This window comes from Faecalibacterium sp. 9 (genome assembly GCF_048320955.1).
GTDB classification, from domain to species: Bacteria; Bacillota; Clostridia; order Oscillospirales; family Ruminococcaceae; genus Faecalibacterium; species Faecalibacterium wellingii.
In genome coordinates this window covers 1,003,370-1,027,410 of the sequence record NZ_JBLWGB010000001.1, presented here as the reverse complement: position 1 = coordinate 1,027,410, position 24,041 = coordinate 1,003,370, and the positions used below count along the sequence as shown (strand labels likewise).

Here is a 24,041-nt window from a genome sequence, read left to right as displayed (position 1 = left end):
TTTACGGACACCAAATCTTGCATACAAAAATGCGAAATCTGCTTTGAAATGGGGTATTTGCTTATGTTTAAAATCAACAATCTGGCAAATCAGACAAGTCACATCGTCACCGAACAGAAGGGTATCTTCTCCATTGTTGAGCACAATGTCGATTTCTCCGTAGCGCCTTGCAATGCAATGGAAGAATACTATATGAGCCAGATGAATGTCAAACGGAAACAGGCCATTGCCAATCTCAACGGAAAAGTTGGGCTTGTTCTCCAAGCGGGCGCAATGCAGTACATTGTTGGCAACGTGCAAGCAACCACCGGATTGAAGGGTGTTGGCGACTTCTTAGGCAAAATGGTAAAAAGTTCCGTCACAAAAGAAAGCGCAATCAAGCCGGAGTACGTCGGAACGGGTGTGCTCGTGACCGAACCCACCTATAAATATCTTCTGACCGAAAATGTCGGTGACTGGACAGGCGGTCTTGTAATGGAAGACGGCATGTTCCTGGCCTGTGAATCCACTGTCAAGCACGAGATTCAGGCACGCTCCTCGCTTTCTTCTGCAGCACTCGGAAATGAAGGACTCTTCAATCTGCGGCTTGCTGGCAATGGTGTATGTGTACTGGAAAGCAATGTTCCCCGTTCGGAAATCGTAGAAATCGACCTTCAAGACGACGTTTTAAAAATTGATGGCGGCTTTGCGATTTGCTGGTCCGGCAGTCTCAGCTTTACGGTTGAACGTTCCGGAAAAACCTTGCTTGGTTCTGCCGCATCCGGTGAGGGGCTGGTAAACGTTTATAAGGGAACTGGCAAAGTATGGCTTGCTCCATTAACGCCTTCTCAATCACTGGTTAGTGCAACGCATGCAAAAAATGCAAAGTAATTGACCCCATGTTCTTATTGCTTTCACTGTTTTACTTCTTTACAGCATCATCTTTGCAAAAAGCTCTTGGCCTTTAATATAGAGGTCAAGAGCTTTTTTGCTTGCCGCTGAGCTTCTGCTTCAAAGATCGTGCTCAACTTAATTTTTCAATCATCTACATTCTTCGTTTCAGATAATTCTTCCCAGTCTTCCGGGTTTCCACACCTACGGAGATACTCATGCCCGCCATCGACTGCACACGATGCTTTTCTCCCGGAAATAGTGGAACATCCGCTTATCGCCAAAGGGAATCGGCTGATGGCTTATCATTTCTACTCCATCCGCGCTTCTCCGGTGTATGGTTCTTTTCTTTTGAATCAATGTGTGATATAGTAAAACTACACCCCGCAAGGGGACGGAAACCCGCAGGAGTCCTTGAAGAACCCCTTGATCTGGTATTGCAATTTATCCCCGTAAGGGGACGGAAACTGCTGTCCGCTGGTCTGCACGATCTGGTTAATGTATTGCAATTTATCCCCGTAAGGGGACGGAAACCTTTCTTATTATTCACATTTATAATATATCATTATTGCAACTTATCCCCGCAAGGGGACAAAAAAGCACCTCTGCCACTGGCGTTTGCCAGCAGCGGAGGTGCTTTGCTTTTTCCTATATTCTATTTTACAGGTTGGGAGCTGCGCCTGACGGGATCGTCTTTGTGACAGGCAGCGCCTTGACGCCCTGCGGGACGTTCCGCTTCAAGGGGCGGATCTCATGCAGGTAGACGGTGATCTTTCGCAGGGTCTCTTTAATGCTCTCGGTATCCAGCGGCAGAACGCGATCGCTCAACAGGCCCAAGTCACTGTCGCTGGCGTGATTGATCTGGTTGCGGTACTTCACCACGCGCTGGTAGAGCAGGGCAGCCTGCTCCAGCTGCGGGCGGATGGCAGGGTCGATGGCCAGTTGGTCAGAGGCAAGCACCATATCCAGATAATCGTGCATTTCTGCGGCATTTGCTACGCCAAGCAGCATATTGCCGCCCGCATCATCTTTACTTTTGGTCAGGCGCAAATCGGTTGTGCAAATTTCTTTCAATTTTCCATTCTGCAACAATGCCAACCAGCAGAAATGGAAATGGAACAGCGGGTACACCCACGGCTTGCCCTCGTTCTGCTTCTGATCTGCCAGATAGTCCCAGCCTCTTGCAGTGGGCTGCACAAAGAGATGCTGGCAGACATATTCCGGCATCTGCTCGCACAGCAGGGTCAGCGCCTGCTGGTACATCCCGTGCTTGGCGCACCAGCTCACCAGTGCAGGCAGCGCCTTTTCGCCGGAGGAAAGCAGCTCTGCAAACTCGGTGCTGAAACGGTCTTTCAGCAGCCGGAAGAACAGGTCGGTCAGGTTCTGGCCCTTCTTGGGCGTTTCTTTCAGCGCCTGAGCGATCTGGTTCAAATCGTCGTTCAGCTTCCGCACCCGGCACAGCGCCAGGTCATCTGAGAACTGGTTGATGCGGGTCAGCAGCGTGTGCAGCACCGGGTCTTTTTCGCCCTCGCTCCACAGATAGCTCTTCAGCTTTTGCGCGGTGCCGGTGGAGAAGAACTCGTCCATGGCGGTAACAAAGTCGAACAGATCATACAGCTGGGTGCGGTCGTGCGCGACAGGCTCTTCCCCGCGCAGCTCTGCATAAATCACCCGGCGGGTCTGCACACCGCGCAGGTCCCGCATACAGCGGGCAGCGGTCACCAGCAGCATGGCAGTGTCCCGCATACCGCCGGAAAGGTCGATGGAAAGGGTGTCCTCTTTTTCGATCTTGTCCAGCAGCTGCGAGATGGCCTGAAACTGCTTTTTCTCGTCATCCATGCTGTCCGGCACTTCGATCACCACCAGCCGCTCTGCCGGGATGCCCACCCTGCGCAACGCATCGCGGAAATATTCCAGCGTGGTGCAGGTGCTGCCGTCCGGCATTTCCACCATAGCTTTTTTGCGCACCGTCTCGCTGCACAGTGCCAGAATGCAGTCCGGGGTCTCCTTTTCCTTTATCAGATACCGCACCGCGCCCTCGTTGGTCTGGGTCTTGTAGTTCGGGTTTTTCGGGCTCATATATAAAAGTAAAACATCGCGTCCCATCTTATCCATCCTCCTGTTCCGTTTTCATCTGCACCAGTTTTTGCTGCCATGTTTTGCGCCGCTGCGATACCGCCGCCTTGCTCACGCCGAGAAACTCTGCCACGGTCTTATCCTGCGCCGGGTTGCGCTCCGGGTCCAGCAGGGCGTGGAGCGCGGCGCATTCCAGCGCTTCGGGCGCATAGGGCGGCTGAACGGTAAATTCCACATACCGGTGCAGCAGCAGGATGTCCCACAGACAGTTGTCCTGTTCCAGCGGATGCAGGTCATCGCAGTTTGCCAGCCGCGCGGGTGCATCCTCTACCGGAGGCAGCGCGTCATTGTTGCGCAGAAAGCCCATCAGCACGCTGCTCCACAACGGGCCAGCTGTCTTGCCGTATTTTTCCTTCTGCTGCAGGTTCATCAGCCCTATGCCGCGGTGCAGCCATGCCAGCATTTCACTGCTCTGCTCCACCTTTTCTTCCACGCGTTTTTCTTGGGAAACCACCCGGTCACCCAGCGCCGAATCCTCTCCGCCAGTGTCGTCCAGACTGAGCACCGACTGCTTACTGCGCAGTGCTTCCCGCAGGGTCTTTACACCCACCCCAACAATATCGGCGATCACCTGTTCTTTTTCCGGGTCACGGCAGAGCACACTCTCTGTAATTCCGTTCTTTTCCATGTACTCCAGCGCTTTTTTGATTTTACGGTTCGTCTCGCGTCCGAAACCCGTCACAGCCATTTCTTCCTGCTGCTGGTCGTGTGCCTGTGCATGACGGACGGCGGCGCGCAGATACATACTGAAGGTCTGCCCCGGCTTTGCTTCCCAAAAATCAAACGCATCCAGAAACGCCTTGCAGAAATCCACGCTGTTCCATGCATTCTCTCCCCTTCCGGGAGCCTGTGCGGTCAGAAAGCATTCCGCCCAGAACGTGCGGAACCGTTCATCATTGGCATCGTGCAGTTTTTTGCGCTGTTCCGGCGGCAGCTGCAGCAGCGGCGAAGCATCCATATCCGCCCATGTTTTCACATCATTCATCGCTGCTCAGTCCTCCCGGTGCTCGTTCATCCAGATCAGCTGATGGAACACTTGTTCGGCGGTCCTGCTGTCGCGCATGGTACCTACCAGCCCGGAAAGCTGATACAGTGCCGCCATATCGTAAAGCCGCGCGCTGAGCACCTGCCCGTTTTCCCGCTTGACCTCACCATAATACACACCGCCTACTTCCAGCTCCGTATGGGTAGCTTCGGCGCAGGTCAATGCCGTCAGCGTGACCACCGGGATGCTCTTGGAGCCGTAAGTGATGCAGGCATACACCCGGGTGACCTGCGGCAGGGCATCCACCAGATCCCGGCACAGGCCGATCAGTGTTTCCGGACACTGATCCTCCGGCAGGTCGATCTGCCGCACCTGATGTTCTGCAATGCCCAGCTGCGCCAGCTCTTCCAGCAGGCGCTGATAATTGCGGGCGGTATCGGCATTTTCCTGCCGGATGGCCAGCAGCTGCACCGTGTCCCCGGGTTCAAGGGTATCCCGCATCACCTGCACGATGGGAAAGCAAGTAGCCACTGGCGGGGTTACATGGTCCCGCTGGTACAGCATGGGGTCCAGCTTTCCCTGCAAAGGCACGGTGGTGATATAAGTCTTCAGCACAGGGCAACACTCCTTTTTATAAGATCCATTATCTGCATCATACCATAAAAAGACCGCTGCTACAATGGCTTAAAAAATTTATGCAGATTTATTTTTTTACGCCTTAACTGCGCACTTGCTATGGGCTTCTGGTAGGTGAAAGGAGGTGAAAAACATGTTTGAGCTGATCTCTACTCTGGGCTGTGCCGCAGCCGGTGCCGTCGCAGGCGCCGTGAAGGGCGCCACCATGGGCATCGCCGTGGGCGGCCCTGTCGGTGCCATTGCCGGCACCATCCCGCTGGCCATCGTTGGCGGCGTTACCGGCGCTCTGGCCGGCAACAACGTCGGCCACCGCATCGACAAGCGGTGAGCCCCGCGCCAGCGCTCCCGTCCGTTTTGTGCGGACGGGAGTCTTTTATAAAGAACCGGGAGGTACACGCTATGTTCATCAACTTTTCCAACCACCCCTACGCCCTGTGGAGCGCCGAGCAGCAGGCGGCGGCGCAGCGCTACGGCACGGTGGTCGATCTTGCGTTTCCCGCCATCGACCCCGCCGCCGATGAGGCCGCACTGGACTCCCTTGCCACGGTATACGTCGACCACATCCTGCACCTTGACCCGGACGCCGTGCTCTGTCAGGGCGAGTGCACCTTTGTGTACCGGGTAGTCCAGCGTCTGGAAGCCGCGGGCATCCCCACGCTGGCCGCCTGCTCCCGCCGCAAGAGCCAGGAGACCACCTACCCGGACGGCAGCACCCTGAAGCGCAGCATCTTCGCCTTTGCAGGCTTCCGCCGCTATGGCTCGCCCTGAAAGAGGGTTTTCTTTCTATCCTCCACGGCACAATAGTGGTTCAGGATCTATCGTTGTCCTTTTCGCGCGGTTTCACTTTATTTCAATAAAGTGAATAGTTTTCAGGCATTCAGCTCTTCCATTTTACGATCTTCTGTGATATATTTAGTGTACCATCCCCATAAGGGGGCGAAAACCCAGATTATACTGACTGGCCAGTATCTTAAAGTGTACCATCCCCGTAAGGGGGCGAAAACAGCAGAGCCAAGCCGGCGAGCTTGCGGATCATAGTACCATCCCCGTAAGGGGGCGAAAACGATGGTTTTGCCGTCTCTATCCTCAATGATGAAGTACCATCCCCGTAAGGGGGCGAAAACTGTCAGCAACCTTGTACATCTTCTTGTCATTCGGTACCATCCCCATAAGGGGGCGAAAACAACATCACGCCCTGTGTTTGGTTTGGATTTTCCGTACCATCCCCGTAAGGGGGCGAAAACGGGTGCGGACTTCTTCATAAGGTTCAGCATAAGTACCATCCCCGTAAGGGGGCGAAAACAGATTGCTCCGGGTTTGGTGTACGTCTGCGGCTGTACCATCCCCGTAAGGGGGCGAAAACGCCATAATAAAGAGTTCGGCAGTAGTATACATAGTACAATCCCCCCAAGGGGGCGAAAACGCCATAATAAAGAGTTCGGCAGTAGTATACATAGTACAATCCCCCCCAAGGGGGCGAAAACGTAAAGCTGCTTTTGGGAAGCGCATCATTTGCGATACCATCCCCGTAAGAGGGCGAAAACTCGTTCAATGCAAGACGCAGATAAGACTGAATGGTACCATCCCCGTAAGGGGGCGAAAACTTATTGTCGTATGTTAGAGTTAGGAACCATGCGGTACCATCCCCGTAAGGGGGCGAAAACAGGTTCTGGTCTCTAAACCATTCATTCCAGATCTGTACCATCCCCCGTAAGGGGACAAAAAACTCCGCATCAAAAAAAGATGCGGAGTTTTTCTTTTGCAAACCTTAACTTCTTGTTTTCCGTGGGCTGTTCCTCTATGAACGGAACGATTGCAGCTGCTGTGATATTTTCTCTGCTGCGGCTTTTCCATAGCGACAAAATGTGTTATAATAAAGCCAATTCCAAGCATCTCTTACAGAATTAACAAATACGTTTTCCGTTTATTGTGCAATTCTTCCACAATCCGTAAAGGAGATGGTATTTTGAACGTTCTCACCCTGCAGTCCACCTATGGCGGGCTGCTGCACGACACCGGCAAAGCGGTGTACCGTGCCGGTGGGCAGCGCGGCAGCCACAGTGAACAGGGCTACCAATTTTTGCACGGCGTTTTGTCCGGCGCAGACTGGGCCCCGGCGCTGGACTGTGTGCGCTACCACCACGCCGCCGCGCTGCGCGGTGCAGCGAAGGCGCTGCCAGACGATTCCCCGGCCTATATCGTTTATCTGGCAGATGATCTTTCTGCCGCCGCAGACCGCCGGGAGGTCGAAGGTGAAAGCAGTTCCTTCCGGCGGGATCTTCCGCTGGACTCGGTGTTCACCCACCTGAACGGTTCCCACCCCGGCTGGATGATGCCTGCGCAGCCGCAGGACGGCAGCCTGAAGCTGCCACGGCAGCAGCAGCCGCTTTCCGCTTCCGTCTATGCAGATGCCGTGCGCAAGCTGAGCGAGTGCCTGCCGGATCTGCAGCCGCAGCCGGAGTGGATCAACTCGCTGCTGGGTCTGCTGGAAACGCAGTTCAGCTGTTTTCCGTCCAGCACCTTTACCGGCGAAAGCCCGGATGTCTCTCTGTTTGACCACGCCAAGACCACCGCAGCCATTGCGGCGTGCATCAGCGAATATGTGCAGGCAAACAACATCACCGACCTGCGCAAGGCACTTTTTGAGCAGGAGAAGGATTTTTGCCAGAAGGACGCTTTTCTGCTCTATACCGCTGATTTTTCCCGCATCCAGAAGTTTCTTTATACCGTCCATACCGAAAACGCCCTGCGCTCCCTGCGCAGCCGGTCGTTCTTTCTGGAGCTGCTCATGGAGCACTATCTGGACGAGCTTCTGGCCGGGTGCGGCGTGTCCCGCGCCAACCTGATCTACAGCGGCGGCGGGCACTGCTATGTGCTGCTGCCCAACACTGCCGCTGTGGCCGATACTCTGACCCGGTGGAACCGGCAGTTCAACCACTGGCTGCAACAGCAGTTCGGCACCCAGCTGTTTCTGGCCAACGCATGGACACCCTGCTCCGGCAACGACCTGACCAATACCCCCGCTGAAAAAAGCCTCTACAAAGAGCTGTTCCGCCGGGTGAACCGGCTGCTGGAACAGCACAAGTTCCACCGCTATACCGCAGAGGATCTGCGGCTGCTGAACAGCACCGCCGCTTACCCGGATGGCCGGGAATGCAAGGTGTGCGGCACCAGTGCCAACCTGAAGGATGATCTCTGCCCTTGGTGCAAACTGTTTGTAGATCTTTCCTATAAGATCCAGAACAAGTGCGTTCTGGTGGTAAGCCGTCAGCCCTCGGCTGCCGATGACTGTACGCTGCCTGCACTGGACGGCGGCAGCGAGTATCTGTCCCTGACGGATCAGTTCTCTGCCCGCAAACGGCTGGCTTCCGGCGAGCCGGTCGTGCGTGTATATACCAAAAATGCACCGTTCACCGGCCTTACTTACAGCACCAACCTGTATGTTGGCGATTACGCCGCCAGCAACAGCATGGAAGAACTGGCAGGGCAGTCCGAGGGCGTGCGCCGCATTGCGGTCTGCCGCATGGATGTGGACAACCTCGGTCATGCCTTCATCTCCGGTTTTGAACAGGAAAACGAGAAAGACCCGGTCAAACGGATGCACTACGTTACCCTGTCCCGCACCTCGGCGTTCTCCCGGCAGATGTCGCTGTTTTTCAAGTGCTACATCAACGGCATTCTAGAGGGCTTGCATGTAAGCATCGTCTACGCCGGCGGCGACGATGTATTCCTTGTGGGCGCATGGAACGATGTTCTGGAAGCAGCACAGCGCATCCAGCGTAATTTCACCGCATTTTCCTGCGGTGCACTGACCCTCAGCGCAGGCATCGGCATCTTTGATGACCATTACCCCATCCGGCTTTCTGCCGAGGAAACTGCCGCGCTGGAAGAAGCCGCCAAACATCTGCCCGGCAAGAATGCGGTGGCACTGTTTACGCCGGAGCGCAAAGCAGTCCGGGATGCAAAGGGCAATCTGCTGGTGCAGCCGGAGCAGGGACATATCTATGCGTGGGATGTATTCCGTACAAAGGTCCTGACCGAAAAGGTCGGCTGCCTGCAAAGCTTCTTCGGCAAGGATAACGCCGAGCATGGAAACGCCATGCTCTACAATCTTCTGGCACTGCTGCGGGAAGCCGAAAACGACCGCATCAACCTTGCGCGGTATGCTTACCTGCTGGCGCGGCTTTCTCCCAAAAAGAATGCGCCAGATTATAAACTTTACGAGCAATTCTCTCACAGCATGATGGATTGGGCATTGGATGCCGTACAGCGTCACCAGCTCATCACCGCAATTTATATTTATGTCTATCAGAACAGAAAGGGTGGCGACACAGATGGCAGGATGGAATGATAATGGCCGGGGCGGCTATGGCGGCGGTGGCTATAACAACAACCGGAGCGGATATAGCAACAGCTACAACGGAAACCGCAGCAGTTCCGGCAGCTATAACAGCCGTAGCAGCTATGGGCAGCAGAAAGAGCTGCCGCCGGAGATCACGCCGAAAAAGGTGCCGGAAGATTATGTAGACGAAGCCGAGCGTATTATGCGCAGCCTCATGAGCGGCGGCAAGACCGTGACCACCAGCAAAATCCGCAACCTGTTGAGCCTCGTGACGGATATCTTTAATACGGAAAACATCCGCACCGAGGAAAAGCTGCGGCCAGAAAGCGTGGTCAAGCTCAACCTGATGCGGGTGCGTGTAGCTTATGAGTGCGGGCGCGATGACACCGTAAAAAGCTTTGTGGCGCAGACGAACCTGCTGGAATACCTCAAGGGCATTTCCACCGACCGTGCGGACCTGATCCGCTTTGCACACTACATGGAAGCGCTGGTCGCTTTCCACCGCTACTTCGGCGGCAAGGAGGGGTAATCATATGTATGGAAAAATTCTGATCCGGTGCGATCTGGAAGTGCGCACCGGTATGCACATCGGCGGTTCCTCTGCCTTTTCTGCCATTGGTGCTGTGGACAGCCCGGTGGTGCGTGACCCCTATACCGGTTATCCCATCGTACCCGGCAGCAGTCTGAAAGGCAAACTGCGCACCCTGCTGGCCCGCAGCACCTGTCAGGATATCGAACACATGCCTGCTTTCGACAAGGACGACGAGCGCATTCTGCGCCTGTTCGGTTCCTCGGAGCCGGTGCGCCGTTCCCGCCTGCAGTTTGCGGATGCCTTTTTGTCCAATGCAAAAGAGCTTTCCAATGTGGGTGTGACCGAGGTCAAGACCGAAAACGCCATTTCCCGTGCCAACTCTGTGGCCAATCCTCGCCAGATCGAACGTGTGATCGCCGGTGCAAAGTTCGGTGTCAGCATCGTTTACGATGTGACCGACCCGGCACAGGTCGAGGAAGATCTTTCTCTTCTGGCCAAAGGCATGAAGCTGCTGCAGATGGATTATCTGGGCGGCCATGGTTCCCGCGGCAGCGGCCGTGTCAGCCTGAAAAACTTTGCGCTGGAAGGCTATGGCGCGCAGGCGGATCTCAGCCACCTGAAATCCCTCTTTGATGAGGTGGATAGTTATGAACTATTTTCTGTTTAAGCTTCAGTTTGACACAGCTGTTCATTTCGGAGGGGCCGACTCTGCATTGTCGCTTTATACCTCCGAAGAAACCCTGCGGGCAGATACCCTGTTTTCTGCCCTCTGCCATGAGACCCTCGTCCAGCACGGAGAAGAAGCTCTGGAACAGCTTTGTGCGCAGGTCCGGCAGGGAAAATTCCTGCTCAGCGATACAATGCCCTGGTATGGCGAAACGTTTTACCTGCCAAAGCCCATTGCCGCGTCAGAATCCACCGAGGAGGTAGAAACCACCCTGCGTAAAAAGGTAAAAAAACTAGCCTGGATCCCTGTATTGGAATTCGACCGCTACGCCAGAAGCCTGCATGAAGGCCATTTTACCCCTGACGAGCAACCGGAAAGTTTTGGCACCCACTATGAGCAGACCAAGGCAGCTGTTCCCATGCAGGGGGATACCATGCCGTATCAGGTTGGACTGTTCCGTTTTGCGCCGGACTGCGGACTGTATTTCATCTGCGGATTTACCGAAGATGGTCAGGATGAAGATCTGGAGTATTTGCTGGATTGGCTGGGCGCTACCGGCATCGGCGGTAAAGTCAGCTCTGGTTACGGAAAGTTCCATGTAGTGCAAAAGCTTTGTCTAAATACACCCTCTGACGCGCAGACCAAATGGCTGCGCCGTGCACTTTCTGCCAACCGCGCACCCTATCTGCTGCTGACCACCAGCCTGCCGCAGACAGATGAACTGGATCATGCATTAGAGGGTGCCTCCTTCCAGCTGGTGCGCCGCAGCGGCTTCATGGCATCCGATCGTGTGGAAACTCCACTGAAGAAAAAAACGCAGTATGCCCTTTCGGCAGGGTCTGTCCTGCAAAATCGTTATCAGGGTGCTTTGTATGATGTTGGTTTGTCGGATGTGCATCCGGTATACCGCTATTCCAAGCCAATCTTTATGGGGGTGACATTATGATTCAGCAGGATCATCTGCAGATCTTTGACCTTACTCTGAATGTATGGGCACCTCTGTTTGTTGGCAACGGCAGCAGCTATACCAAAAAAGAGTACATGTACAACACCCGCAATGGCAAAGTCTCCTTTCTGGACGAGCAGAAATTTTTCAGTTTTCTGGTCGAGCACGATCTGGTGGACAAGTACGGACAGTTTATGCTTAGCGAGCAGTCCAATCTCTGGGCCTTTCTGACCAAAGACTGCGGCATTTCCGATGCAGAACTGAAAACGCTGACGCGCTATCAGATCGAGGTGGGAGATGCGCTGGATGCTGAGCACTCGCTGAAAGAGATCCATGCTTTCCAGCGTGATGCGCAGGGCCATGCCTACATTCCCGGCAGCAGCATCAAGGGTGCGCTGCGTACTGCATGGCTGCTGAGTGCGGTATTGGCTGACCGCAGTACCGGACACAGCCTTGCGCCAAACCGCCGGGCCACCTTTCCGGAAGAGAAATATGTCAACCAGCTGCATCTGCGCACTCTGAAAGATGGAAGCACCGCTCCGGACGCTGTCAACAGCATTTTCCGTGGCATTCAGGTTTCCGACAGCCTCTCAATCCCGGACAACTGCATGATGCTGGCCGGAAAAACAGACTCCGCCACAGATGGCGGAACCCACAGCATCAACCTCTGCCGGGAATGTGTTGCACCGGGCACAGCCATCCGGTTCAAGCTGACCCTGGATCAGTCTGTGCTGAAGGGCCGCATTACAAAAGACTCTCTGCTGGAATCCATCCAACAGTTCGATGCATCCTATCAGCAGACCTACGCTCGGCATTTTACCCTGCCGCGCGGTGCCGTTAACCTGCCGCAGCAGCCACACCTGATCCTGGGCGGCGGCTCCGGGTTCTTTGCCAAGTCGCTGGCATATCCCTATCTGGGCGAAAAAGAAGGTTTGCGCTGGACAGCAGAGCAAATGGCGCAGATGTTCCGTAAACATAAGCATGAGCGTGATGCCGAAAAAGGTATTTCCCCGCACACCATGAAATATGCTCGCTTTCGTGGTCGGCTTTATCCCTATGGATATTGCGGGGTGAATATCTTATGATCCAGCAGATTCAACTGGTTTTATCTCCGCCCAATGATGTGCGGATCCCACAGTCGTGGTCCTATCGTCTGTATGGCTGGCTGATGTCACAGATTTCTTCTGAATTTGGAGAGCAGATGCATCTGCAAGGGGAACACCCCATTGCGCATTTTCTATGTTTTTCGCCGGAAAAACAGTCTTTGATCTGGACGGTCAACCTGCTGAATGACGCTGCTCGACAGGTAGTTTTTCCCGTTTTGGAATCTGCAAAGGAAATCCCTCTGCATGAATTGACTTTCCCGGTTTCAGAGGTCCGCACCTTTCCGGCAATCTCCGCTGAAGAGCTGATCCGTTCTGGGCGCTCCCGCAGCGAAACCCGTGCCAAAATTGCTTTTCTGTCGCCTTGCGCCTTCAAGCAGTCCGGCCGCTATGCTATTTTCCCGCAGGAAACTCTGCTTTTGCAAAGTCTGATTGCGCATTGGAACGCTGCCTTTCCAGAATATGCCCTTATCGATTCTGATGCACTGCAGGCTTTACAGCAAGGGCTTCATATTGTGGATTATAATCTCCATACCACACGTTATCTGCTGAAAGAAACGCGCATTCCAGCCTTTCAAGGCAATGTGACCATCGAGGCACGCCTTGCGCCGCCGCTTCTGGAACTTTGGAACGCGTTGCTCTCTTTTGCATCCCATGGCGGAGTTGGCATCAAAACCACTCTTGGAATGGGAGGCGCTGCTACGGATTTTTATAAAAAAATGCCCGTTATATAAGCCTCATTGCTATCGAGAGACTGTTGCACTGCATCAGTCTCTTTTTATTGTAGCATCATACTATCCATCTTGACCCCCGGGCCATCTACAGCAAAAAGGTCTGCTTCAGCAGGCTGTGCGTCCGCGCAGGGGCGGCATAAGGCCAATCAGCTGGTCAATGATGAAGTTCTGACCACAACGAAGGCATAACAACTTCAAAGAGAAAAGCTGCCGATCTGTGAGAATTTTTCTCTCATGGATACAAAAAATCGCCAATGCATGAGAGAAAAATCTCTCACGTTTGGCGATTTCCTTTTTACCCTAAAAGCACTCTTGCTCTGCGCTGTACCTCTTTTTCGATCATCTTCAAGCGATTTGGCGGCAGATTATAACGTGTTGCTCTGCGGTCAAAATGGAAATCCAGCAGCTTATGGAGCATTGTACGGTGACGAGGTTTCATTGCACTCTTTGCAGCTGCAAAGAAATCATTGTATGCAAGCGGAAGCAGTGTGCGGGCATATTCATCAAACGCTTTCTGGTTGTCCCAAAGATCCGTTCCGCCCAGACTGAACAGCGAGTTTCCGTGGTCAAACAGCGGTGCGGGTGCCGCAATCGTGTTGGTCTTATTATCCACCAACACGCCAAAGTTTCCATAGTGGCGGTCAGTGTTGCAGATGATCGCATCAAAGACCAGCATATCTTCCAGCGCATCCACAAAGTTCTGACCTAACGTCTGATAATACGCAAAAATTGCTTTTATTCCGCCTTTGGACACAAGCTGTCCGATGGGAATATAAGAATACTCTTTGCTGGTGAACAGTTCACACTTGGAACAAAGCGTCTTTTTCAGATCTTTTGTCAGGGTGTAGCGAATCGCATTCACGCCCATTGCCTGCGCAACTTGATAAGCATACAGTTCCGAGTACGGTTCAAACCCCAGATTGCTGAACCCTGACGTACCCCCTTTATAAAGGTAGATTTTTCCGTTTTGTCTGCGCCAGCATTTTGGCAGCATCCCGTTAGTCGAGAACTCCGGGCAGGACGCAAGCGAAGTTCGTATGCTGCTGCCATATCCCGTAAAGGCGATTGCTGCCAGCACCTGACTGAATCGATTATCGTAAAGATTTACTTTTTCAAAGGTGTCACCGGAGCCCTCTGCATCTACCCAAAAGCAATCATTGAGTGAAAGGCCTTTATTGGCTGCAATAATTCCAAGCGGTCGATTCAAAGAAAGCCCCACCTTAGAGAGCAGAGCATCTACATACGCTCGGTTCTTCGGAATTGTGCGATGCCGCAGCCAGCGTTCCACGCCATCTTCTGATACAGTCAGGTTCAAAGGTAGAAAGGAACGGTTTTCTTCGTAGACCTTTATAATATGGAGGTCCGTATCTGCACTGTCCATGTTTGCTTCAAAGGTAAGCAGCGGCAAATCAAAATGCCGGATGGTGTAGCGCACAGCGATTTCTCCTTTCATCCATGATCTTTTTCTTTATTATACGGCATCAGAATCCGAATGAAAAGCACCACCGTCATTCTGCACAAAATTCGGTGATAAAATTTTATACTCAAAAATCTGCAAAAATCGGGTTTCTGAGGTCATTTTGCCGTTCCTCTCCGAATTTTGCTACAAACGACTGAAAAGGGGGCCTCCTACACGTTTCATTATCAATATGCAAAAGTGAATTTGTTTCACTTTTGCATATCAAAAAGCACGTAGGTACAAGAAAAGGCCGCTTACCTCTTCAGGTAAACGGCCTTACGTTTGGTGGAGAATTCTCCACAGCACTCGAACCCAACACCTCTTCACGGGAGATTGTTTTGGAATCGTCCGTGAAGTTGAAATTGAGCACGACCCGGTCGTCAAAGACGTAGACCGAGTTGACAAAGGTATCAATGATCTGCCGCTGGTGTTCCATGTCTCTCATGTCACCCTTGCGGAATTTTTCAAACCAGAACCGCATCCATTCGCGGGTCAGGACGGGCTTTTTCAGCTCTTCTTCCAGAATGCTGGTGTTCAGGGCTTCTTTCCGGGCTTCCAGCTCGTCCAACCGCTGCTTGGTGGTCGGGGTCAGGATGCCCTGTTCAATGGCTTCCAGAAGATTTGCCAGCCGCTTCTCTGTATCCCGGAGCTGGTTTTTCAGAACGGGCAGGCGGGTGTTCTCCTGCTGCTGGGCTTCCATGACCAAATCTATCAGCCGTTCGATGATTTCATCGCTGAAAATCACCTTAATGGCAGTGTCCACCACGAACCGTTCCAGCGGCTCCTTGCGGATGGCTTTCAAGTCGCAATGCGCCTTGCCGTGGCGTTTGGCGTTGCCGCACTTGTAGTAATAGTAGGTGTTTCCCATGTGGCTGGTGCCGCTTTCGCCACCCATCAGGGTGCCGCACTTGCCACAGAACAGCTTGGTGGTCAGCAGATAGCTCACATCCTCTTTTGCAGGCCGACCATGGGCGATCCTGTTCTGCTCAAAACGCTGCTGCACCCGGTCAAACAGGTCCTGGTCAACAATGGCCGGAATGCCGCCCGGCGTCACAATGTCCTTGTAGCGGTATTCGCCGATGTAGCGGCGGTTGCGGAAGATCTGGAAGAAGCTGTTTTTCATGAACGGTTTCCCGGTGCGGGTACGCAGGCCGCGCTCGTTCAGGGATTCTTTGCGGCATGATGTAAAGAAATACATTCTGGCGATGCAGGCGGTTGCAGAACACGGCGATACCAAAGAACTTCACAAGATTGCACAAGCTGCCACGGATATTTTTGAGCGTTCCACAAATGTTTCTGCTGTCGGGAACCCTGTTGTGGATGCTCTTTTGAATTATTACCTGCGAATCGCAGAGAAGAATAACATCAAGGTCAATCTAGATGTGACGATTCCTGAAGTTTTGACGATCTCATCGCTGTCTCTGAGCATCATCCTCGGAAATACATTTGACAATGCCATTGAAGCCTGTTGCGGTCTGCCAGCGGAACAACGAAGCATCCATTTACAGCTGCGCAAACAATATCGGAGCCTTTTCTATCGGCTGGAAAACCCATACAGTTATACTTCTCGCGGAATCCGCATCGGAGAACATCATGGCTACGGGCTAAAAAATATAAACCGTATCGTTCAGGAAAACCATGGTGACTTCTACACGAAGAAGAAAGACGGTGTATTTACGCTTCAAGTTCGTCTGAACTGCGAAAATTAAAACATTCTCCTAAAACATTGCTTTGCTTTCGCTTGTGCTTTGTGTGTTTCGTTCATCTAATGTATTCATTATCCTGAAGTGTTGACACACATCAATACTTATGTTATCATTCCCAACAAATCCACAGCGATTTCTGTAAAGAAACGATTCTGTGCGGTTTTATTTCTTGCGAAGAATTTACCGCCCCGCAACACATCCGATTCATTTTGCCGCCGATTCACCCGACAAAATCCATCGCTATGCTGCATGGGCGGTATTTTTCTTTTATGGGAAACGCACCTTGAAAATTTCATGAGCCGACCGGACGTGATACAGACTTTCCGTCAACGCCGCTGCACAAACAGGGGCAGGAACTTCGTTCGGAGCGAACGGTGATTCCCATCCATGAGCAGCACAACCTCTACTTATTTTTTTGCGTCTTAACAATTCGGAAACAATTACCCGGAAACGATTTTGAGCGCAGCGGTAGAGGGCAAGAACCGTCCCGTGGCCACAAATTTTCAATTCTTGAAAATGTTGTGCTCCATCGGGACTTCACTTCTTCAATGCACCTGCATTTCCGAAGTGATCTTGTTGGGGCGTGCCTGCCCCAAACCCTGCTCATGGTTCGCACCTGACGGTGCGAACAGCAACGGCGTGTCGTGCTTACATAACTTCACCGAGGAGTTATCGAACAGACAGGAGGTACAATGACCAAAACGAATGTTCAACCGATTCCTAGCAATTCCCAGCACCACGACACGCCGAACAACAAAACGCACGTCATCAAGTTCCGTGTGACAGCGGAGGAAAAAATGTCACTGGAACTCACTTGCAAACTCCTGAATCTCTCCCTCTCCACTTTTATCCGCCGTGCCATCCACAACGTCAAGATCGAGAAAACAGTCATCGTTGCAGGCGGCGGAGAAGAAACCCTGACCGCTGTTTCTACCCTGCTTGCCCAGTGCAGCAAGGTAGGCATCAACCTCAACCAACTTGCACGTCACTTCAACTCCGGCGGTGCAGACACCGAGCAGATCCGGGCGAAAATCCTTGACGAACTTGCAGACCTGACCGCATTCCGGCTACACGCCGAGAAAGTTCTGGGTGAACTGTATGGCAACGCTCAAGCATATCAGCTCTAAGAATTCGGACTACACCGCCATCGAAGCGTACCTCGTTTACCAGCACGATGAATTTTCCGGCAAGGTAATTCTGGACAAGCAAGGCCGACCCATGCTGCGAGAATCGTACATCCTCGATACCCTTGAGTGTGGCGATTTCTCATTCGCAACGGCCTGTCTGCTGGCAAACCGCAAGTATTGCAAGAACACCCAGCATGGTGATATCAAGAGCCACCAGTATATCATCAGCTTTGACCCACGCGATGCAGCCGACAATGGCTTGACCATGGAAACCGCACAGGCTCTCGGCCTGAAATTCTGCGAAGAGAACTTCCCCGGTCATCCCGCCATCGTCTGCACTCACCCGGATGGGCATAACCGTTCGGGAAACATCCACGTCCACATCGTGATCGGCAGCATCCGAACACGAGAGGTGGAGCGCAAGCCCTATATGCAGAAGCCCCGCGACTGGCTAGAGGGCATGAAACACTCCAGCACAGCCCAGACCATGCGGCATTTGCGTGTCGAGGTCATGGAGCTGTGCGAGGGTGCCGGACTGTACCAGATTGACCTTCTCAACGGCTCGAAAGAGCGCGTAAGCGAAGCGGAGTATTGGGCGCGCAGGCGTGGGCAGCAGAAGCTCGACCTTGCAAACGCCGCCCTTACCGTAGCCGGACAGCAGCCCCGGCAGAAGAAGTTTGAAACCGTAAAAGATACCCTGCGGAAACAGATTTCTTCAGTGCTGTACCGTGCCACGAGCTTTGAAGATTTTTCCGACAGGCTCTTGCAGCAGTATGGTATTGCCGTCAAGGAAAGCCGTGGGTGCCTAAGTTATCTACCTGCTGGAAGATCAAAGTTCATACGAGCGAAACATCTCGGTGACAAGTTCGATAAGGCGGCAGTGCTTGCCACGTTGCAGGCAAACGCCGAACGCAAACCTAAGGTGCAGTTCAAGCAGGATGCCATCGGGAAACTGATCGACATCCAGTCGAGGATGATCGAGGACAAGGGCATCGGCTATAAGCGTTGGCTCACGAAACACAATCTCAAAATTATGGCACAGACCGTGAAGCTTCTGCAGGAAAAGGGCTTGACCGACGAGGACACCTTGAACCAGCGCATCGCTGAACTGGAAACCAAGTATCACGACTCGCTAGCGGTGGTGAAAGACCTCGAAGGTCGCATGAAAGCCAACAATGAGCTGCGCTATCACATCGCAGCCTACACCAGCACCAAGAATGTTGCCCAGCAGTTAAAGACCGCCAAGCGCCCCGCAGTCTTTGAGGAACAGCATCGTGCAGAGCTGACAGCGTACCGGGCGGCAGCAGCCTATTTCAAGGCAAACAACCTCACCAAGCTGCCCAGCCCGAAAAAACTGGAAGCCGAGTATGCGCAGCTGGCATCCGAAAAGGCAAAGTTCTACGAGCAGTACAAGGAAGCTAAGGAAGAACTGCTCAAACTGAAAACCGCAAAGCAGAATGTTGCGTCCTTTTTCCGGGAGGAAGAACAGACGCAGCAGGAGAGATAAAGGAGTGTGCGTATGATCAATCTGAAAATCGACCCGGAGTTCCAGTCCCAGATTCCTCCTCTGACCGATGATGAATTTAAGCAGCTTGAAGAAAACATCCTCAAAGAGGGCAAGCTGATTTCTCCTTTGATCGTGTGGAACAACACACTTGTTGATGGTCACAACCGTTATGCGATTCTTCAGAAACATCCCGAAATCCGCTTTTCTACCATGCCGCTCCCGTTTGAAAGCAGAGAAGAAGTCCTCGCATGGATCTGCAAGAATCAGCTGGGGCGGCGTAATCTCACGCCGGAGCAGAAGAAGTTCCTCATTGGAAAACAGTACAGTCTGGAGCATCGGAAGCCCGGTGGAAACGGCAACAACCAGCACACGGCTGCTGCCAAGAAAACCGCCCCGGAGGAATTGTGTCAATTTGACACAATTCCTCCCACTGCCACAGAAGCAAGCGTTCGTAAGCAGATTGCAGAGCGGAACAATGTCAGCGAATCCTACGTTGCCCGTTCTGAAAAGTTCATGCGGGGCGTGGAGATCATGGAGCAGATGATGCCCGGTACAAAAGAAAAGATCCTGTCCGGGCAATTCAAAGTCCGTGATGCCGATATGCACCGCCTCGCCAGAGCTGATTTTCCGAACCGCAAGCAGATCGTGCACGAGATTCTGCACCCGGAAGACCGTCCCGCTCCGCAGTCGAGCTACTCACACTACTCTGGAATCAACTACTCTGCGCTGGAAGTCGCCGTCCGGCGGATTCAGCAGGACTTTGATTTTTTGATGAGATACTTGCCTAAGCTACCGGACGATTCCTACGCCAAAACTGAAACGCTAAAAATCCTCAAGCAGCACAAAGCGTATATGGCACAGTTTGAAGAAATGCTGAACGATGAAAAAATCGCATAACGACAGGCACTTGTAAGCCATCAACGAGCCACCAGCCGCAAGTGCAGGGCGGAAAGCATCCGCGCCCTTGCGCCTGATAAAAACTGGAACTTTGATTTTCTTGCCCGGCTTTGCTGCGGTGGGACGATCAAAGGAGCGTGCGTTTGAACAAAAAGAAAAAGTCCACAAACACTTCCCCCTATCCCGATGAAGCCATCGAACGTCTGGCACGGGCATTCTACCCGGCCATCCTTGCCTGCTGGAACAGCGAGGAAGGCCAAAGAGAATTTGCCGCATGGTAGGCAGAACAGGCTCATCACGCAAACAAAAAAGAAATCCAGGAAGTTCCCGCTGGGGAACTCCCTGGTATACATATCGCTATTGTCTGTGGTCTTTGGCAGGGTGCGTCCGGGTGGGCGCACCCTGTTTTTGTTTTATGCAGCAAGTTTATAACCTACAAGATTTTTTTCTATAACTCCAAGCATATATAACTTTTGGATTCCCTCGATAATTTCTTGTTCAGTAAACCTCTTTGCCTTTTCCTCAGACCAATTCTTAAATCCGGAAACAATTCCTTCTGCTGTTAAGCCTCCTGAATTTTCAATTAGAAAACAAATTGTTGCCAAACATTCTAGTTCATGATCAGTTTCAATAGAGTTTACAAAATCACAAGACTTTATGATCCAAGGGAGCAATGCTTGTAAAGTATTATTTACCGACTCACTCGTAAGTTTATTAAATAGAATTTTCTCAGCTTCTTTTGTAGAAGATGTTCCATGAAACTGCTGAAATTCACGAATTCCCTTACTAACTATATCAATGGAATGATCATAAGGACCGTATTTATGAGGAACAAAACGAAAATATTTTTTTGAGGAAAACAAATCCATGAAATACGCCGCTTTTTGCAAACGAAGACTGTTAAACTTTTTTAAATGCCCCTTTAATTCCATTAACACGAGTGCTGATGTGCTCAGTTTTGGCTCCTGTGTTGGCGTTGTGGCAAAGTTTCGAGAAGGCTCATAAATATAAATCGCTACCTGTTTGGCTGTGTCCTCTAGTTTTTTTGCCAAAACTTGCTTAACGTCATTCCAAATAAGACCACCATTACCACTTCCCAACGGTGGAATAGCTATACTCTTTATGTTGAGTTCTTTTATTAGTAAAACAAGCGCATCCAACCCATCCTCAATATATTCCATTCGTGATTTTTCACGCCATTTATCTTTGGTCGGGAAATTAATGATGATTTTTTCACTTTCCTTATAAACATGAAGTTTTCCGGGACGTAGTGTACCATTTTTACACGCCTTAACATAGTCTTTGTTGTTGTTTGGAAATTTAAGTTTAAATTGATAGGCGATTCCCTTTCCCATATAACCTTCACAGTTTACTGTGTTGACAAGAGCTTCCGCATCGGACTGGAGCAAATCTCCTGTTGTATAGAAAAACACTTGAATCACCTCCCAATTTAATTATCGACTTATGGGAAACATACTAGGCATAACCTGTATCCTATCCTTAATAGCTACGGCATTTTCCATTTTTAAAATCTTTTCTTTTGCCCTTTCACTATAAACATAAATATATGCAAAATCTGATACCGGAACACATCCCTTCACAACACATTCTGCCATACATGCTTTCCGGATCTCTGCATTTTTATAATCGCGATGCTCTCTATCGTCTAATATATTCCATCGAACCTTCTTGAAACCTTCTCCATAAGAATAAAGATCTGGAGCATCACTATCCAATGGATGTGATGGAATTATTTGACAATTATTATGTTCACAAATACTTCTCCAAACAGCGATGATTGCCATATTTTCTGATCCATACTTTTCGCACACTGCACCATCAAATGGATTTTTTGCAAAAAAATGAAATAAGACATATTGTGAAAGAGCTTCCTTATATCGCTCACGTTTACTTAAGATTTCTGGATCGGCAATATCAGTAAAGTGTATGTCGTGGTTTTGTAATATGCATTTTCGAGAGAGCAGACCAAACTTTAAAATCGAAGGAAGATTATCTATAGATGTTATATGATAGATTAGTTTTCCCATGCTTGGCGCAGTAGCCATGATTTCACCTCCGCACATCATCAAATCACGATATATTTACCCATATTGATTATATCATAAAAGGAAAAGCTTTTCAACATAGACTAGAAATTTTCTAACAAGGCGAAATTCCCAAACAAGCAAAAGGCAGGAGACCACCGCCACGATGATACCCTGCCTTTGCTCGTTCCTGTTTACCGTGTAGTCCTTCCGTAGAACTTGTCGGGGCGAAGCTCCTCCATCTGCTAACGCGGACCGTTCTGTTGCTCAAACACCCCACTGGGGTGTTTGTTGCTGCCGCAAACGCAAAACCTCCGATAAACAAAAAACGTACCCGAACCCTTTTTCGTAAAGAATCGGGTTCGAGTACGAACTGTATGGTGGAGAATTAGGGACTCGAACCCCAGACCCCCTGCGTGTGATGCAGGTGCTCTAACCAGCTGAGCTAATCCTCCATATTTTGTTTCGTGCGCTCCGAACTGGAACGTGATTATTATAGCACGGCCTTTGCCAAAATGCAAGCCCTAATTTTAAAAAAATCACACTTTTTCTTTTTACTTTCCGTTGCCCTTCGGGGCAAAATCGTGTATACTGGATGCGGAAACCTTTCCTTCCGGAAAAGAGGTACAGAAAAATGTTGACACTTCGTGGAATCATCACGCTGATCGTTCTGGTCATCCTGTTTGCACTGGCCGTTGTATGGATCTCCAAGCAGGGCGGCTGGAAGGGCGAAGGCTGCGGCGGCAACTGTGCATCCTGTCACAGCCGCTGCGAAAACCCGGACCCCGGCAAAAAGCACTGAAATCCATTTCGCAAGCAGGGCGCGTCAAGGCAAAAAGCCGTTCCGGCGGTGTGCCCTGCGCATGGAACCGGTATCTCAACTTAAAATGCCCTCGGATGCTGCCTGCTGGCATGCTCCGGGGGCATTCGTATTCTTCAGCTGTCTGTTTCACGGTAGAACACGCCGCGCTCGGCCGCGTACACTGCCACGGTGCTCAGCAGGTCCTGCTGGGCTTTTTTATAGGTCGTGCGCCCGATGTGCAGCCGGTCCATGACATCGTCCTCTGTGCGGTGCTGGACATAGCGCAGCTCAAACAGGTCGGCGCGCAGCGGGTCGTGCTGGCGGTAATAGGTCAGGCTCTCTTCGATCGCAGCGCACCAGCTGTGTTCCACCGGATTGCGCGCCCTCTGCCGCATCCCGTACCGATACAGCGCCAGCCGCGTTTTATTTCTCTGCTCGTTTGTCACACTCTCCCCTCCTTTTTTCATCCGCACGGCGCGCCAGTGCCTCGCGGCGGTTCTGCTCTTCAAAAAAGCAAAGGTCCCGCTCGTACATGCTCAGGCCCAGCACTGCGCTGAGCCGTTCCGCTTCGTTCAGCTTGAACTGCGTGTGGCCCTGCAGTTTTTGTCCCAGCGCGTTGGGGCTGATCTGCATTGCCCGTGCCACATACTGCAGCTTGTAGCCGCTGGCACGAATGTACTCCCGGATCATCTCTGTATTTGCCATGTTCCTCTCTCCTTTTTGTATTTGCATCGGCATGCAACAATCTTTGGTTGTAGTATATTCCTGTATTGATTTATTGTCAACACATTTTCCCAAATCCACCGAAAAAAGTTGATTTTAATGCAATTATCTGGTATACTGAGGGCAGCAGACCTTCACTTCAACAAACAACCATACGTTTACAAGAGAGGTTTTCCATGTCTGAATTATCCACCCGCCTGCGCCTGCGCCGCAAAGAGCTGGGCCTTTCGCAGGAGGAGCTTGCCCAGCGCATGGGCTACCGTTCCAAATCCTCCATCACAAAGCTGGAAAAGGGCGTCAACGACCTGCCGCAGGCCAAGCTCGAGGAGCTTGCTGCCGCGCTGGAGACCACTCCCGCCTACCTGCTGGGACTGGATGCGCCCTGTCCGCCGCCGGGTTTTGAGCCGCTGCCTGCCATGGTGCGGGTCCCGCTGATCGGGTCCATCGCCTGCGGCACGCCCATCACCGCAGAACAGAACGTTGAACGCTATATCGGCGTTCCCGCTGCGTGGCGGGCCGACTTTGCCCTGACCTGCCACGGCAACAGCATGTCTCCCACCATCTGCGATGGGGATATCGTATGCATCCGCTGCCAGCCGGAGGTGGAGCAGGGCCAGATCGCAGCGGTGCGCATCGGCAGCGAGGCCACCCTCAAGCACTTCCATCGTCAGGGGAGCACCGTGATGCTCATTGCCGACAACGCTGCCGTCTGCCCGCCGATGGTCTACACCGGCCCGCAGCTGGAAGAACTGCACATCGAGGGCCGGGCCGTCGGCCTCTGCCGGGGGCTGTGAGCCGCCTGCCGTCTTTCAGACACGTTTCAT

27 protein-coding genes, 1 tRNA gene and 1 CRISPR repeat array are annotated in these 24,041 nt (G+C 52.0%); of the genes, 16 read left to right on the top strand and 12 right to left on the bottom strand.

Annotation, left to right across the window (positions count from 1 at the left end; all coding sequences use genetic code 11):
• The first annotated feature begins 63 nt into the window (after nt 1-63).
• A complete protein-coding gene (locus ACKXF9_RS04845; RefSeq protein ID WP_339395492.1) occupies nt 64-870 on the top strand; it encodes an AIM24 family protein in 807 nt (268 codons plus the stop codon).
• Nucleotides 871-1,016: 146 nt separating this feature from the next.
• Here the strand turns inward: ACKXF9_RS04845 and ACKXF9_RS04840 are convergent, their stop codons facing one another.
• The 4 genes from ACKXF9_RS04840 to ACKXF9_RS04825 form a co-directional block, all read right to left on the bottom strand.
• On the bottom strand, nt 1,017-1,154 hold the full coding sequence (locus ACKXF9_RS04840) for a DUF7695 domain-containing protein (RefSeq protein WP_418265471.1): 138 nt from the start codon (nt 1,152-1,154) through the stop codon (nt 1,017-1,019).
• A gap of 376 nt (nt 1,155-1,530) precedes the next feature.
• Nucleotides 1,531-2,976 carry a TM1812 family CRISPR-associated protein gene (locus ACKXF9_RS04835; protein WP_418265470.1) on the bottom strand — a complete coding sequence of 482 codons (1,446 nt, stop codon included), beginning with the start codon at nt 2,974-2,976 and terminating at the stop codon, nt 1,531-1,533.
• A 1-nt stretch (nt 2,977) separates the two neighbouring features.
• On the bottom strand, nt 2,978-3,991 hold the full coding sequence (locus ACKXF9_RS04830; protein WP_418265469.1) for a hypothetical protein: 1,014 nt from the start codon (nt 3,989-3,991) through the stop codon (nt 2,978-2,980).
• A 6-nt stretch (nt 3,992-3,997) separates the two neighbouring features.
• Nucleotides 3,998-4,606, bottom strand: coding sequence for a TM1812 family CRISPR-associated protein (locus tag ACKXF9_RS04825; RefSeq protein ID WP_418265468.1), 609 nt, complete (start codon nt 4,604-4,606; stop codon nt 3,998-4,000).
• A 154-nt stretch (nt 4,607-4,760) separates the two neighbouring features.
• On the opposite strand from ACKXF9_RS04825, the gene ACKXF9_RS04820 reads away from it, so the two are divergent.
• The 8 genes from ACKXF9_RS04820 to cas6 all read left to right on the top strand — a co-directional run bounded on the left by ACKXF9_RS04820 (nt 4,761) and on the right by cas6 (nt 12,951).
• Nucleotides 4,761-4,955 (top strand): hypothetical protein, encoded by a 195-nt coding sequence (locus ACKXF9_RS04820; protein ID WP_418265467.1) that lies wholly within the window; start codon nt 4,761-4,763, stop codon nt 4,953-4,955.
• Between the two features lie 71 nt (nt 4,956-5,026).
• Complete coding sequence (locus ACKXF9_RS04815; RefSeq protein ID WP_418265466.1) at nt 5,027-5,395, top strand: hypothetical protein; 369 nt, start codon at nt 5,027-5,029, stop codon at nt 5,393-5,395.
• A 149-nt stretch (nt 5,396-5,544) separates the two neighbouring features.
• Nucleotides 5,545-6,050: a CRISPR direct-repeat array (repeat unit 27 nt; unit sequence GTACCATCCCCGTAAGGGGGCGAAAAC).
• A gap of 543 nt (nt 6,051-6,593) precedes the next feature.
• Nucleotides 6,594-8,978, top strand: a complete 2,385-nt coding sequence (cas10, locus tag ACKXF9_RS04810; protein ID WP_418265465.1) for a type III-A CRISPR-associated protein Cas10/Csm1 — start codon at nt 6,594-6,596, stop codon at nt 8,976-8,978.
• Nucleotides 8,962-9,498, top strand: coding sequence for a type III-A CRISPR-associated protein Csm2 (gene csm2, locus ACKXF9_RS04805; protein ID WP_418265464.1), 537 nt, complete (start codon nt 8,962-8,964; stop codon nt 9,496-9,498). Before cas10 ends, csm2 begins: the two co-directional genes overlap by 17 nt.
• Before the next feature lie 4 nt (nt 9,499-9,502).
• Entirely contained in the window at nt 9,503-10,168 is a 666-nt protein-coding gene (csm3, locus tag ACKXF9_RS04800; RefSeq protein WP_339395484.1) for a type III-A CRISPR-associated RAMP protein Csm3, read from the top strand.
• Nucleotides 10,149-11,114, top strand: a complete 966-nt coding sequence (csm4, locus tag ACKXF9_RS04795) for a type III-A CRISPR-associated RAMP protein Csm4 (RefSeq protein ID WP_348584551.1) — start codon at nt 10,149-10,151, stop codon at nt 11,112-11,114. Before csm3 ends, csm4 begins: the two co-directional genes overlap by 20 nt.
• The gene (gene csm5 / locus ACKXF9_RS04790; protein WP_418265463.1) at nt 11,111-12,199 is read left to right on the top strand and encodes a type III-A CRISPR-associated RAMP protein Csm5; all 1,089 of its coding nucleotides are present in this window, start codon (nt 11,111-11,113) and stop codon (nt 12,197-12,199) included. Before csm4 ends, csm5 begins: the two co-directional genes overlap by 4 nt.
• Entirely contained in the window at nt 12,196-12,951 is a 756-nt protein-coding gene (gene cas6, locus ACKXF9_RS04785; protein ID WP_418265462.1) for a CRISPR system precrRNA processing endoribonuclease RAMP protein Cas6, read from the top strand. Before csm5 ends, cas6 begins: the two co-directional genes overlap by 4 nt.
• Nucleotides 12,952-13,246: 295 nt before the next feature.
• Here cas6 and ACKXF9_RS04780 read toward each other — a convergent pair whose 3' ends face one another.
• Nucleotides 13,247-14,404, bottom strand: a complete 1,158-nt coding sequence (locus tag ACKXF9_RS04780; RefSeq protein WP_418265461.1) for an XRE family transcriptional regulator — start codon at nt 14,402-14,404, stop codon at nt 13,247-13,249.
• 268 nt (nt 14,405-14,672) lie between these two features.
• Complete coding sequence (locus tag ACKXF9_RS04775; protein ID WP_418265460.1) at nt 14,673-15,533, bottom strand: recombinase zinc beta ribbon domain-containing protein; 861 nt, start codon at nt 15,531-15,533, stop codon at nt 14,673-14,675.
• On the opposite strand from ACKXF9_RS04775, the gene ACKXF9_RS04770 reads away from it, so the two are divergent.
• Nucleotides 15,532-16,119, top strand: coding sequence for an ATP-binding protein (locus ACKXF9_RS04770; RefSeq protein ID WP_418265459.1), 588 nt, complete (start codon nt 15,532-15,534; stop codon nt 16,117-16,119). The two genes, ACKXF9_RS04775 and ACKXF9_RS04770, sit on opposite strands and share 2 nt — an antisense overlap.
• 98 nt (nt 16,120-16,217) lie before the next feature.
• Here the strand turns inward: ACKXF9_RS04770 and ACKXF9_RS04765 are convergent, their stop codons facing one another.
• Nucleotides 16,218-16,367, bottom strand: a complete 150-nt coding sequence (locus ACKXF9_RS04765; protein ID WP_418265458.1) for a hypothetical protein — start codon at nt 16,365-16,367, stop codon at nt 16,218-16,220.
• Nucleotides 16,368-16,808: 441 nt separating this feature from the next.
• Here ACKXF9_RS04765 and ACKXF9_RS04760 point away from each other — a divergent pair, with 441 nt between their 5' ends.
• The 4 genes from ACKXF9_RS04760 (at nt 16,809) to ACKXF9_RS04745 (ending at nt 19,928) form a co-directional block, all read left to right on the top strand.
• Nucleotides 16,809-17,243, top strand: a complete 435-nt coding sequence (locus ACKXF9_RS04760; protein ID WP_118553933.1) for a plasmid mobilization protein — start codon at nt 16,809-16,811, stop codon at nt 17,241-17,243.
• On the top strand, nt 17,215-18,750 hold the full coding sequence (locus tag ACKXF9_RS04755; RefSeq protein ID WP_418265457.1) for a relaxase/mobilization nuclease domain-containing protein: 1,536 nt from the start codon (nt 17,215-17,217) through the stop codon (nt 18,748-18,750). Before ACKXF9_RS04760 ends, ACKXF9_RS04755 begins: the two co-directional genes overlap by 29 nt.
• A 12-nt stretch (nt 18,751-18,762) precedes the next feature.
• The gene (locus ACKXF9_RS04750; RefSeq protein ID WP_418265456.1) at nt 18,763-19,647 is read left to right on the top strand and encodes a hypothetical protein; all 885 of its coding nucleotides are present in this window, start codon (nt 18,763-18,765) and stop codon (nt 19,645-19,647) included.
• A gap of 143 nt (nt 19,648-19,790) precedes the next feature.
• Nucleotides 19,791-19,928, top strand: a complete 138-nt coding sequence (locus ACKXF9_RS04745) for a hypothetical protein (protein ID WP_418265455.1) — start codon at nt 19,791-19,793, stop codon at nt 19,926-19,928.
• Between the two features lie 132 nt (nt 19,929-20,060).
• On the opposite strand, the gene ACKXF9_RS04740 is transcribed toward ACKXF9_RS04745, so the two are convergent.
• The 3 genes from ACKXF9_RS04740 to ACKXF9_RS04730 form a co-directional block, all read right to left on the bottom strand.
• Nucleotides 20,061-21,080 carry a macro domain-containing protein gene (locus ACKXF9_RS04740; RefSeq protein ID WP_418265454.1) on the bottom strand — a complete coding sequence of 340 codons (1,020 nt, stop codon included), beginning with the start codon at nt 21,078-21,080 and terminating at the stop codon, nt 20,061-20,063.
• Between the two features lie 21 nt (nt 21,081-21,101).
• Nucleotides 21,102-21,713 carry a DarT ssDNA thymidine ADP-ribosyltransferase family protein gene (locus ACKXF9_RS04735; protein WP_418265453.1) on the bottom strand — a complete coding sequence of 204 codons (612 nt, stop codon included), beginning with the start codon at nt 21,711-21,713 and terminating at the stop codon, nt 21,102-21,104.
• Nucleotides 21,714-22,070: 357 nt separating this feature from the next.
• Nucleotides 22,071-22,147 (bottom strand) — tRNA-Val (locus tag ACKXF9_RS04730).
• Between the two features lie 179 nt (nt 22,148-22,326).
• Here ACKXF9_RS04730 and ACKXF9_RS04725 point away from each other — a divergent pair.
• Nucleotides 22,327-22,494 carry a FeoB-associated Cys-rich membrane protein gene (locus tag ACKXF9_RS04725; protein ID WP_418265452.1) on the top strand — a complete coding sequence of 56 codons (168 nt, stop codon included), beginning with the start codon at nt 22,327-22,329 and terminating at the stop codon, nt 22,492-22,494.
• Nucleotides 22,495-22,628: 134 nt separating this feature from the next.
• Here the strand turns inward: ACKXF9_RS04725 and ACKXF9_RS04720 are convergent, their stop codons facing one another.
• A complete protein-coding gene (locus ACKXF9_RS04720; protein WP_249238002.1) occupies nt 22,629-22,940 on the bottom strand; it encodes a hypothetical protein in 312 nt (103 codons plus the stop codon).
• Nucleotides 22,918-23,199, bottom strand: a complete 282-nt coding sequence (locus ACKXF9_RS04715) for a helix-turn-helix domain-containing protein (protein ID WP_249238001.1) — start codon at nt 23,197-23,199, stop codon at nt 22,918-22,920. The genes ACKXF9_RS04720 and ACKXF9_RS04715 overlap by 23 nt, the downstream gene beginning before the upstream one ends.
• 194 nt (nt 23,200-23,393) lie before the next feature.
• Here ACKXF9_RS04715 and ACKXF9_RS04710 point away from each other — a divergent pair, with 194 nt between their 5' ends.
• On the top strand, nt 23,394-24,011 hold the full coding sequence (locus tag ACKXF9_RS04710; protein ID WP_249238000.1) for a LexA family protein: 618 nt from the start codon (nt 23,394-23,396) through the stop codon (nt 24,009-24,011).
• Nucleotides 24,012-24,041: the final 30 nt, after the last annotated feature.

Excerpts from the sequence above, each read along its gene's own strand:
- ACKXF9_RS04845 (WP_339395492.1), top strand. The coding sequence starts at position 64 with ATGTTTAAAATCAACAATCTGGCAAATCAGACAAGTCACATCGTCACC.
- ACKXF9_RS04835 (WP_418265470.1), bottom strand. The coding sequence starts at position 2,976 with ATGGGACGCGATGTTTTACTTTTATATATGAGCCCGAAAAACCCGAAC.
- ACKXF9_RS04830 (WP_418265469.1), bottom strand. The coding sequence starts at position 3,991 with ATGAATGATGTGAAAACATGGGCGGATATGGATGCTTCGCCGCTGCTG.
- ACKXF9_RS04820 (WP_418265467.1), top strand. The coding sequence starts at position 4,761 with ATGTTTGAGCTGATCTCTACTCTGGGCTGTGCCGCAGCCGGTGCCGTC.
- ACKXF9_RS04815 (WP_418265466.1), top strand. The coding sequence starts at position 5,027 with ATGTTCATCAACTTTTCCAACCACCCCTACGCCCTGTGGAGCGCCGAG.
- csm2 (WP_418265464.1), top strand. The coding sequence starts at position 8,962 with ATGGCAGGATGGAATGATAATGGCCGGGGCGGCTATGGCGGCGGTGGC.
- csm3 (WP_339395484.1), top strand. The coding sequence starts at position 9,503 with ATGTATGGAAAAATTCTGATCCGGTGCGATCTGGAAGTGCGCACCGGT.
- csm4 (WP_348584551.1), top strand. The coding sequence starts at position 10,149 with ATGAACTATTTTCTGTTTAAGCTTCAGTTTGACACAGCTGTTCATTTC.
- csm5 (WP_418265463.1), top strand. The coding sequence starts at position 11,111 with ATGATTCAGCAGGATCATCTGCAGATCTTTGACCTTACTCTGAATGTA.
- cas6 (WP_418265462.1), top strand. The coding sequence starts at position 12,196 with ATGATCCAGCAGATTCAACTGGTTTTATCTCCGCCCAATGATGTGCGG.
- ACKXF9_RS04780 (WP_418265461.1), bottom strand. The coding sequence starts at position 14,404 with ATGAAAGGAGAAATCGCTGTGCGCTACACCATCCGGCATTTTGATTTG.
- ACKXF9_RS04770 (WP_418265459.1), top strand. The coding sequence starts at position 15,532 with ATGAACGGTTTCCCGGTGCGGGTACGCAGGCCGCGCTCGTTCAGGGAT.
- ACKXF9_RS04775 (WP_418265460.1), bottom strand. The coding sequence starts at position 15,533 with ATGAAAAACAGCTTCTTCCAGATCTTCCGCAACCGCCGCTACATCGGC.
- ACKXF9_RS04765 (WP_418265458.1), bottom strand. The coding sequence starts at position 16,367 with ATGCAGCATAGCGATGGATTTTGTCGGGTGAATCGGCGGCAAAATGAA.
- ACKXF9_RS04760 (WP_118553933.1), top strand. The coding sequence starts at position 16,809 with ATGACCAAAACGAATGTTCAACCGATTCCTAGCAATTCCCAGCACCAC.
- ACKXF9_RS04755 (WP_418265457.1), top strand. The coding sequence starts at position 17,215 with ATGGCAACGCTCAAGCATATCAGCTCTAAGAATTCGGACTACACCGCC.
- ACKXF9_RS04750 (WP_418265456.1), top strand. The coding sequence starts at position 18,763 with ATGATCAATCTGAAAATCGACCCGGAGTTCCAGTCCCAGATTCCTCCT.
- ACKXF9_RS04735 (WP_418265453.1), bottom strand. The coding sequence starts at position 21,713 with ATGGCTACTGCGCCAAGCATGGGAAAACTAATCTATCATATAACATCT.
- ACKXF9_RS04725 (WP_418265452.1), top strand. The coding sequence starts at position 22,327 with ATGTTGACACTTCGTGGAATCATCACGCTGATCGTTCTGGTCATCCTG.
- ACKXF9_RS04715 (WP_249238001.1), bottom strand. The coding sequence starts at position 23,199 with ATGGCAAATACAGAGATGATCCGGGAGTACATTCGTGCCAGCGGCTAC.
- ACKXF9_RS04710 (WP_249238000.1), top strand. The coding sequence starts at position 23,394 with ATGTCTGAATTATCCACCCGCCTGCGCCTGCGCCGCAAAGAGCTGGGC.